General features: G+C 69.7%; 2 protein-coding genes. Both read right to left on the reverse strand.

Going from position 1 to position 1,483, the window contains the following annotated elements:
- Nucleotides 1-390: PLP-dependent transferase (locus tag VH569_RS35205; RefSeq protein WP_423321918.1), on the reverse strand; the 390-nt coding region annotated here is incomplete at its 3' end.
- Nucleotides 391-446: 56 nt separating this feature from the next.
- The coding region (locus VH569_RS35210) for an isopenicillin N synthase family dioxygenase (protein WP_423321920.1) at nucleotides 447-1,483 on the reverse strand (1,037 nt) is incomplete at its 5' end.

The raw sequence follows: 1,483 nt of genomic DNA on the forward strand, positions 1-1,483 counted from the left end.
CTCGATGCCGATCTGCTTCAGCGTGTTGGCGAACAGGTTCCAGGTTCCGCCATAAAGGTCGGTGGAGGTGACGATGTTGTCGCCGGCCTGCGCCAGATTCAGCACCGAATAGAAGGACGCCGCCTGTCCGGACGCGACCGCCACCGCCGCCGCGCCGCCCTCCAGCACGGCAAGCCGCTGCTCCAGCACCTCGACCGTCGGGTTGGTGACGCGGGTGTAGATATGGCCCAGCTCCTGAAGCGCGAAGAGGCGCTCGGCATGGGCGGTGTCCTGGAACTGGTAGGAGGTCGTCTGGTGGATCGGCACGGCGACGGAGCCGGTAACGGGATCGGCGCGGAAGGCGCCGCCATGGACGGCCAGGGTTTCGAAGTGCGGCTTACGGTCGGTCATCGGGCGGTTCCTCTTTCTCGATTCTTGCTGTCGGCCGGATTTGATATCGGCGGCGGTCAGGCGGAGGCGCCGACCAGATCGGCGTAATGGCGGCTTGCCACGTCGGGGTGGGAGCGCAGGCGGCTCTTCAGCGTGTTCTCCCCGACCGAGCTGTAGAGCGGGTTCAGCGGGTCGCGCTCGGGGCCGCGCGCTTCGGCGGCGAGATCGTCCGGCAGTGGCAGCACCGGCACCCGGACCTCCAGACCGGCCCCCAGGAAGAAGGCGGTCGACAGCCGGTCCACCCCCGCCGCCGGCGTCACCACCCGGTGCACCGCCGCGCGGAAATAACCGTCGGTCGCCAGTTCCAGCAATTCGCCGGCATTGACGACGAAGGTGCCGGGGACCGGCGGCACGTCGGCCCAGCCCCCGTCGGTTTCGACCTGCAAGCCGCTCTGGCGGTGCTGGAGAACCAGCGTCAAGAGGCCGCTGTCCTTGTGCGGCCCGACGCCCTGCCCCTCGGCCGTATCGGCGGGAACCGCGTCATGGCCCGGATAACGGATCAGCTTGACGAGCTGCGTCGGCTGGTCGGTCAGGATCGGATCGAAGGCATCCTCCGGCAGGCGCAGGGCCACCGCCACCGTCGACAGGATGCGCCGCGACACCGCGGTCAGCTGGTCCTGCAGACGCAGCACCGCCGGGCGCAACTCCGGCAGGGTCTCCGGCCACTGGTTGGGACCCTGCAGGCGGACCCAGGGTGGCTGGTCCGGGCCTTGGGGCAAGGCCGGCCGTTCCGCACCGACGTCCAGCTGCTCGCGCCAGTCGGCCAGACCGCGCGTGCGTTCCCAGCCGGCGCGGGTATAGCCGCGGAAATGGGGCGAGTTGACCATCTCGATGGACAGCTTGTCCTGCTCCGGCAGGGCGAAGAAGCCGCGCGACAGGTCAAAGACGGAGTCGATGAAGGCCGGATCGACCCCGTGCCCGGTCACATAGAAGGCGCCGAAGCGGCGGATCGCCGCCCGCAGCTCCGACAGGAACAGGGCGCGGTCCGCCGCAGCGCCGTCCAGGCGGGCGAGATCGAGAAACGGCAGCGGCGGCCGCTCGGCCGAAGAGGGAA

This window comes from Azospirillum sp. 11R-A (assembly GCF_049472615.1).
Lineage (GTDB): Bacteria > Pseudomonadota > Alphaproteobacteria > Azospirillales > Azospirillaceae > Azospirillum > Azospirillum palustre.